Here is a 6,990-nt window from a genome sequence, read left to right as displayed (position 1 = left end):
TAACCCCAAACCCAACAACCTAGATAGGCGTTTTCGCATTTATCGTGAAACGCTTTCGCGTTTTTCGTGCGCCGCTTCAATTATCATCAATAAACCGGCAGGGATGCTTTCACAGCCGGCAGATGATGGGGAACCGTCCCTTGTCGAATATCTGATCGGCTACCTTTTAAAGAAAGGTGATCTTACAGAAGAACAGCTCAAAACCTTCAGACCTTCTGTATGTAACCGACTTGACCGTAATATCCAGCGGAATGGTCTGTGCAGGTAAAAGCCTTGCCGGTCTGCAGACTTCTGTCCAGGATATTCCACGACAAGAACACTTCACAAATACTACATCTGCCTCACAAAAGGCAAAATAGAAAAACCGGATCATATCAGGGGTTATCTGCACAAAGATAAAAAAACAAACAAAGTAATCGTAAGCAGACAGGAATTCAAAGATTCCCTGCCGATTGAAACGAAATATCGTCCTCTTGGCAGCAACGGAAAAATAACTCTTCTGGAAGTTGAGCTGATCACAGGCCGTACTCACCAGATTCGTGCTCACCTTGCAGGAACAGGACATCCATTGCTTGGAGACACCAAATACGGAGATTCTGAATTTAATAAGCAATACATCCGCCATGGAGTCAGACATCAGCTTCTCCATGCATACAGGTTAGTAATTCCGGAGACAGACCAGAACTTTGTGGCGCCGGCACCGGAGCTTTTCTGTAAAATCATCAAAGAGGAAAATCTTGAGGAGGCTTATCATGAGAATCTGGAAAGAAATATGGGATTACGCAAAAATGATCATCATAGTAGTAGTGATCGTAACGCTTGTGAATAGCGTAGTACTGATCAATGCCAAAATTCCCTCCGAATCAATGGAAAAAACCATTATGACAGGAGACCGTATTTTCGGATTCCGCCTTGCATATGGACTCAATCTGGATTTCTTCGGACATGAAATATCAAAAAAAATAAAAAATCCGGAACGCTTTGACATTGTTATTTTCAAATACCCGGATGACGAAAGCAAGCTTTTCATCAAACGAGTCATCGGACTTCCGGGAGAAAAAGTACAGATTAAGGACGGCAAAGTCTATATCAATGATTCAGAGATTCCTCTGGATGACAGTTTCGTTCCGGAAAAACCAAGGGGTAGCTTTGGCCCGTATGAAGTTCCTGAAAACAGCTATTTCGTCCTGGGTGATAACCGCAATCATTCCAAAGACTCCCGTTGCTGGAAAAGCACCAGTTTTGTGACCTTTGATGAGATTGTCGGAAAGGCAGTTATCAGGTATTATCCGTCGGTAAAATTATTGAAGTAGAAAATAAAATTTACGGAGAAATAAAGTGGCAACATGGAACAGCAGAGGTTTGCGGCGATCGACTCTGGAGGATCTTGTAAATCGTACAAATGAACAATACAGAGAAAAGGGACTGGCGCTTATCCAGAAAATTCCCACTCCGATCACACCTGTCCGTATGGATAAGGAAAACCGTCATATTACGCTGGCATATTTCGAGCAACGAAGCACTGTAGACTATATCGGGGCAGTACAGGGCATCCCTGTCTGCTTTGATGCCAAAGAATGCGCGGCGGATACTTTTCCGCTTGCGAATATCCATCCTCATCAGGTGGAATTTATGCAGGCATTTGAAAAGCAGGGAGGGGTGGCTTTTTTGCTTATATTCTACAGCCATGAAAACCAGTTCTATTACCTTACACTGCGCAGTCTCCTTACTTTCTGGAACCGGATGCAGGAAGGCGGCCGCAAGAGCTTTTCCGGCGCGAAGAGCTAGAACCGCAGTATTATTTGAATAAAAAAAGCGGGTTTCTTGTGCCCTTTCTTGATGGAGTTCAGACTGATCTTAATGAACGGGAATAGGAAAGGGGACGCGCAGAAGTTTGCTCTTTATTTCCGGTGCGGTTTTCTGGGCCTCTAAGAGTTTCTAAGGCAAAAAAAATTTGCTAAAAGCATGAGCCGTCTTCTCAAACTCGCTCCGTCGCAGACTTCGCTCAGACAGTGAAACAGCCGGCTCATAACGCAGATTTTTTTTGCCTAAGAAACTCTAGAGTGTGTCTGAAAAATCATGCCCGCAATCTGCACGCCCCACTTTGCGGGATATTTCACCCGAATTCAGTTGCCGTAGCCCGCTACGGCGCCCTCATCCGGGCAAAATATCCCACGAAGTTGTGACGCACATCTTGCAGAAAGCCTTTTTCAGACACGCTCTAAGATACCTGCAAATGCACCGGAAATAAAATAAATTTCTGCGCTGTGTATTGGCAGTAATCATGAAGAAATCAACTGGCTGGCATACTATAGCAAGCCTCTTATAATGTATATTGATTCAGTTCATCAGAGCGTGAAATCCTGTGTCAGATATCCTTGACGTGCGTCAGGCACGCCTGCAGGTATCTTCCTTGTCTTTCACACTCGGCTCGAACTATCTTAAATGCATTAGCTAATAGACTTGCTATAGCCATCATAATCTTCCGTATTGCGAAAACCAGCTCGGAAACATATTGTATTTGAGGTGCATTTGCAGGTGTCTTCAGAGATTCTTAGTTTTCAGGAAATCTGCGTTATGAGAAGAAAAGCCCCTTGTCTGAGCGACAGCGAGTAATTCCGGGCTTTTCTTCTCATGGTTTTAGCAGATTTTCTGAAGACTTAGAAGCTCTTAGATACCGAAACCGCACCTCAAATACAATATGTTTCTGAGCGTCCCTTTGAATACACATAACGAATAGACAAAAACAACAATATAATAACATTAACTGTACTTGACATTTTTCTGAAAAACCATTATAATTCTATCTAGTCTCACATTACTTTAGTAGCACGTTACCGTACTAAAGTAAAACCAACGAAGTAATAAATCAACACAATACATAACCAAGAGGAGGACCACCCATGCAGCGTATTTTCCACACCCCTGAAGGTGTAAGAGACATCTACAACGGCGAATGCAGCCAGAAAAGAAAGGTACAGGAGAAAATCCATCGCGTCTTCCACCAGTATGGCTATGAAGACATAGAAACCCCGACATTCGAATACTTTGAAGTATTCAGCCGCGAAGTAGGAACCATCCCATCCAAAGAACTTTATAAATTCTTTGACAGAGAAGGCAATACCCTGGTACTCAGACCTGACTTCACCCCGTCTGTATCCAGAGCCTGTGCAACCTACTTTTCCCCGGACAAAGAACCTGTAAGCCTCTGCTACACAGGAAACACATTTATTAATAACACCAGCTACAGAGGACATCTCAAAGAAACCACACAGATGGGAGTAGAACGGATCGGTGATGAATCCGCAGATGCAGATGCAGAACTTCTTGCCATGACAGTGGAATGCCTTCTGGCAGCAGGTCTTACAGAATTTCAGGTCAGTGTCGGACAGGTAGATTACTTCAAATCCTTATTAAAAGAAGCTGAACTCGGTCCGGAAGCAGAAGAACGTCTTCGTGTTTTGATCTCGCAGAAAAATTCTTTCGGAGTAGAAGAGTTTGTAGAAGAACAGAAACTCAAAGACAGTATGCAGAAAGCCTTTACTGAAATCCCACAGATGTTTGGTTCAGAAGAAGTCTTAAAGAAAGCCAGAAGTCTGACAAACAACGCCTGCGCACTGGAGGCAGTTTCCAGACTGGAAGAAATCTATGAGATTATGAAAAACTACGGATATGAAAAGTATATCTCTTTCGATTTTGGAATGCTTAGTAAATATCAGTACTATACAGGTATCATTTTCCAGGCATATACTTACGGAACCGGTGAACCTATGATCAAGGGAGGCCGTTACAATGGCCTGATGAAACACTTTGGCAAACCTGCGGCATCTATCGGATTTGCCCTTGAAGTAGATAACCTTCTTCTTGCACTTTCCAGCCAGAAACTGATCTCTGAGAAAGAGGAGAAGCCGGAAGTAATCGAATACGAGCCACAGAACCGTACAGAAGCCATTAAAGAGGCACAGAAACTTCGTGCAGAGGGCAGATGTGTGGCATTACGTTTGAAAAAGGAGGCCAGATAAGCCATGAGATACCTGACAGTTGCCCTGACAAAAGGCAGACTTGCCAACAAAACAATGGAGATGTTTGAGAAAGCAGGAATCACCTGCGAAGAGATGAAAGATAAAGATTCCCGTAAACTGATCTTTACCAATGAAGAACTGAAGATGAAATTCTTCCTTGCAAAAGGGCCGGATGTTCCTACCTATGTAGAGTATGGTGCGGCAGATATCGGAATTGTGGGAAAGGATACGATCCTGGAGGAAGGCCGTAAGCTTTATGAAGTGATGGATCTTGGATTTGGAAAATGTAAGATGTGTGTCTGTGGACCGGAGAGTGCCAGAGAGGTTCTGGAGAACAACCAGCTGATCCGTGTGGCGACTAAATATCCCAATATTGCCAAGGATTACTTCTTTAACAGAAAACACCAGACAGTAGATTTGATCAAATTAAACGGTTCCATTGAACTGGCACCCATCGTTGGTCTGTCTGAAGTGATCGTAGATATTGTGGAGACCGGAAGTACACTGAAGGAAAACGGACTGAAGGTGCTGGAAGAGGTCTGCCCGCTGTCTGCCAGAATGGTAGTCAATCAGGTGAGCATGAAGATGGAAAATGAGAGAATCCGTAAACTTATTGAAGACTTAAGAAGAGTTCTTCAGGAGGGAGATGTAAAGATGCGTACAGTAAAATTAACAAAAGAATCAACAAAGGATATTCTTGAGAATCTGCTGAAAAGAAGCCCGAATAACTATGGGAAATTTGAATCCACAGTAGCTCAGATCCTTGATAAAGTAAAAAATGAAGGGGACGCAGCCCTTTTTGCCTATACAAAAGAATTTGACAAAGCTGATGTGACAAAAGAGACTATCCGCGTCACAGATGCAGAAATTGAAGAGGCTTATGCGCAGATTGATCCTGCACTTCTTGGAGTGATCCGCAAAGCTCTGGTCAATATCCGTCAGTATCATGAAAAACAGATCCAGAACAGCTGGTTTACAAGCACAACAGATGGAACCATGCTTGGCCAGAAAGTGACACCGTTAAATCGTGTGGGTGTCTATGTACCCGGTGGAAAAGCAGTTTATCCGTCTTCTGTACTGATGAATATTGTACCTGCGAAAGTGGCAGGAGTCCCGCATATTGTTATGACAACACCGCCCGGAAAGGATGGCAAAGTATGCGCTTCCACACTGGTAGCAGCCAAAGAAGCAGGAGCAGATGAGATTTATAAGGTGGGTGGTGCACAGGCGATCGGTGCCCTTGCTTTCGGAACAGAGAGTATTCCGAAGGTAGACAAGATCGTAGGTCCCGGAAACATTTTCGTAGCTCTTGCAAAGAAAGCAGTATATGGCTATGTAAGCATTGACTCCATTGCAGGACCGAGTGAAATCCTTGTTCTTGCAGATGAGACAGCTAATCCGCATTTTGTGGCAGCTGACCTTCTTTCCCAGGCAGAGCATGATGAACTGGCATGTGCTATCCTGATCACTACAAGTGAGGAATTTGCGAAGAAAGTAGATGAAGAAGTAAAAGGTTTCGTGGAGGTTCTTTCCAGAAAAGAAATCATTCAGAAATCTCTTGATAACTTTGGATACATTCTGATCGCAGAGGATATGGACGAGGCGATTGAGGCAGCCAATGAAATCGCTCCGGAACATATGGAGATCGTGACAGCCAATCCCTTTGAAGATATGATGAAAGTGAAGAATGCAGGTGCGATCTTTATCGGAGAGTACAGTTCCGAGCCACTGGGAGATTATTTTGCAGGTCCGAACCATGTACTTCCTACAAACGGAACAGCCAAATTTTTCTCAGCCCTTTCCGTAGATGATTTCATCAAGAAATCAAGTATTGTATATTACTCAAAATCCGCACTGCGTAACATACACAAAGATATCATTCAGTTTGCAACTTCTGAGCAGCTTACTGCACATGCAAATTCTATTGCAGTTCGTTTTGAGGATGAAGATAAAGAATAATGGTAAGGCTTTGAATCTGAAATCTGCTATAATGTAAACTGTAGTTTGCGCATTAAAACAATGGATTCAGAGTGTTTGAAAATAAGTAAGACAGAGAGGACTTAACCATGGCAAGAGAAGCCTCAGCAGAAAGAAATACAAAAGAAACAGAAATCAAATTAAAAATAAATCTGGATGGAACCGGATATTCTGATATTGAGACAGGTGTGGGATTTTTTAACCATATGCTGGATGGATTTACCCGTCATGGGCTCTTTGATCTCAGTGTCAGAGTCCATGGTGATCTTCAGGTGGATGACCATCACACCATCGAGGATACAGGAATTGTTCTGGGAACTGCATTAAAAGAAGCAATTGGTGACAAAAAGGGGATTAAGCGCTATGGAAGCTGCATCCTTCCCATGGATGAATCCCTGGTGCTCTGTGCAATCGATCTGTCCGGAAGACCTTACTTTGTATGGGATGCAGAGTTTACCACAGACAGAATCGGTGACATGTCCACGGAAATGGTAAAAGAGTTCTTCTATGCTATTTCCTATGCCTGTGGCATGAATCTTCATATCAGGGTTCTGGCAGGTGGGAATAATCACCATGTAGCAGAAGCAATGTTCAAAAGTTTTGCCAAAGCACTGGATGCAGCCACATCCTATGATCCAAGGATCACGGATGTTCTGTGCTACCAAGGGCAGTTTGTAAAATTTGAAAATTTACGAAATGATTTATGGCAATCAATAAATTAGATGGAGACAGAAAATGGAAAATACAGTGAATTTAAAAAGCAGCATCGCATGGTCTGATTTTAAATTAAACAGTGATGGAATGGTACCTGTTATAGCCCAGGATTATCAGACAAACGAAGTGCTGATGCTGGCGTATATGAATGAAGAAGCATTTAATACCACTCTTGAAACAGGTAAAATGACTTACTGGAGCAGAAGCCGCAATGAACTCTGGACGAAGGGACTCACATCCGGACATCTCCAGTTTGTAAAATCCCTTACACTGGATT

Annotated in this window: 8 protein-coding genes and 5 pseudogenes; 12 read left to right on the top strand and 1 reads right to left on the bottom strand. The window is 43.1% G+C overall.

Going from position 1 to position 6,990, the window contains the following annotated elements; all coding sequences use genetic code 11:
* The 5 genes and pseudogenes from AC075L_RS21880 to AC075L_RS21860 form a co-directional block, all read left to right on the top strand.
* Positions 1 to 268, top strand: a pseudogene (locus AC075L_RS21880) (hypothetical protein); the annotation flags it as partial.
* Between the two features lie 54 nt (positions 269 to 322).
* Positions 323 to 541, top strand: a pseudogene (locus AC075L_RS21875) (pseudouridine synthase); the annotation flags it as partial.
* A gap of 27 nt (positions 542 to 568) precedes the next feature.
* Positions 569 to 829 carry a hypothetical protein gene (locus tag AC075L_RS21870; RefSeq protein ID WP_476388217.1) on the top strand — a complete coding sequence of 87 codons (261 nt, stop codon included), beginning with the start codon at positions 569 to 571 and terminating at the stop codon, positions 827 to 829.
* Positions 753 to 1,313: a signal peptidase I gene (gene lepB, locus AC075L_RS21865; RefSeq protein WP_476388216.1), complete on the top strand. Its 561-nt coding sequence runs from the start codon at positions 753 to 755 to the stop codon at positions 1,311 to 1,313. Before AC075L_RS21870 ends, lepB begins: the two co-directional genes overlap by 77 nt.
* Before the next feature lie 25 nt (positions 1,314 to 1,338).
* Positions 1,339 to 1,874: pseudogene (locus tag AC075L_RS21860) on the top strand (Holliday junction resolvase RecU).
* Positions 1,875 to 2,048: 174 nt separating this feature from the next.
* Here the strand turns inward: AC075L_RS21860 and AC075L_RS21855 are convergent.
* Positions 2,049 to 2,126, bottom strand: a complete 78-nt coding sequence (locus tag AC075L_RS21855) for a DUF6783 domain-containing protein (RefSeq protein WP_476388220.1) — start codon at positions 2,124 to 2,126, stop codon at positions 2,049 to 2,051.
* Between AC075L_RS21855 and AC075L_RS21850 the strand changes: the two genes are divergently transcribed.
* The 7 genes and pseudogenes from AC075L_RS21850 to AC075L_RS21820 form a co-directional block, all read left to right on the top strand.
* Complete coding sequence (locus AC075L_RS21850) at positions 2,091 to 2,186, top strand: DUF6783 domain-containing protein (protein WP_476388219.1); 96 nt, start codon at positions 2,091 to 2,093, stop codon at positions 2,184 to 2,186. The genes AC075L_RS21855 and AC075L_RS21850 overlap by 36 nt on opposite strands.
* Positions 2,170 to 2,256, top strand: coding sequence for a DUF6783 domain-containing protein (locus AC075L_RS21845; RefSeq protein WP_476388218.1), 87 nt, complete (start codon positions 2,170 to 2,172; stop codon positions 2,254 to 2,256). The genes AC075L_RS21850 and AC075L_RS21845 overlap by 17 nt, the downstream gene beginning before the upstream one ends.
* A 647-nt stretch (positions 2,257 to 2,903) precedes the next feature.
* Positions 2,904 to 4,022 (top strand): ATP phosphoribosyltransferase regulatory subunit, encoded by a 1,119-nt coding sequence (hisZ, locus tag AC075L_RS21840; RefSeq protein ID WP_022381095.1) that lies wholly within the window; start codon positions 2,904 to 2,906, stop codon positions 4,020 to 4,022.
* A 3-nt stretch (positions 4,023 to 4,025) separates the two neighbouring features.
* Positions 4,026 to 4,637, top strand: a pseudogene (gene hisG / locus AC075L_RS21835) (ATP phosphoribosyltransferase); the annotation flags it as partial.
* A gap of 39 nt (positions 4,638 to 4,676) precedes the next feature.
* On the top strand, positions 4,677 to 5,981 hold the full coding sequence (gene hisD, locus AC075L_RS21830) for a histidinol dehydrogenase (RefSeq protein WP_008702991.1): 1,305 nt from the start codon (positions 4,677 to 4,679) through the stop codon (positions 5,979 to 5,981).
* Between the two features lie 107 nt (positions 5,982 to 6,088).
* Positions 6,089 to 6,721: an imidazoleglycerol-phosphate dehydratase HisB gene (hisB, locus tag AC075L_RS21825; protein WP_476388215.1), complete on the top strand. Its 633-nt coding sequence runs from the start codon at positions 6,089 to 6,091 to the stop codon at positions 6,719 to 6,721.
* A gap of 37 nt (positions 6,722 to 6,758) precedes the next feature.
* Positions 6,759 to 6,990, top strand: a pseudogene (locus AC075L_RS21820) (phosphoribosyl-AMP cyclohydrolase); the annotation flags it as partial.

This window comes from Blautia sp. ZXY-1-B12, from assembly GCF_056339915.1.
The sequence above is the reverse complement of the archived record's forward strand: the minus strand, read 5'-3'. Positions and strand labels throughout refer to the sequence as shown.

Excerpts from the sequence above, each read along its gene's own strand:
- hisD (WP_008702991.1), top strand. The coding sequence starts at position 4,677 with ATGCGTACAGTAAAATTAACAAAAGAATCAACAAAGGATATTCTTGAG.
- hisB (WP_476388215.1), top strand. The coding sequence starts at position 6,089 with ATGGCAAGAGAAGCCTCAGCAGAAAGAAATACAAAAGAAACAGAAATC.
- lepB (WP_476388216.1), top strand. The coding sequence starts at position 753 with ATGAGAATCTGGAAAGAAATATGGGATTACGCAAAAATGATCATCATA.
- hisZ (WP_022381095.1), top strand. The coding sequence starts at position 2,904 with ATGCAGCGTATTTTCCACACCCCTGAAGGTGTAAGAGACATCTACAAC.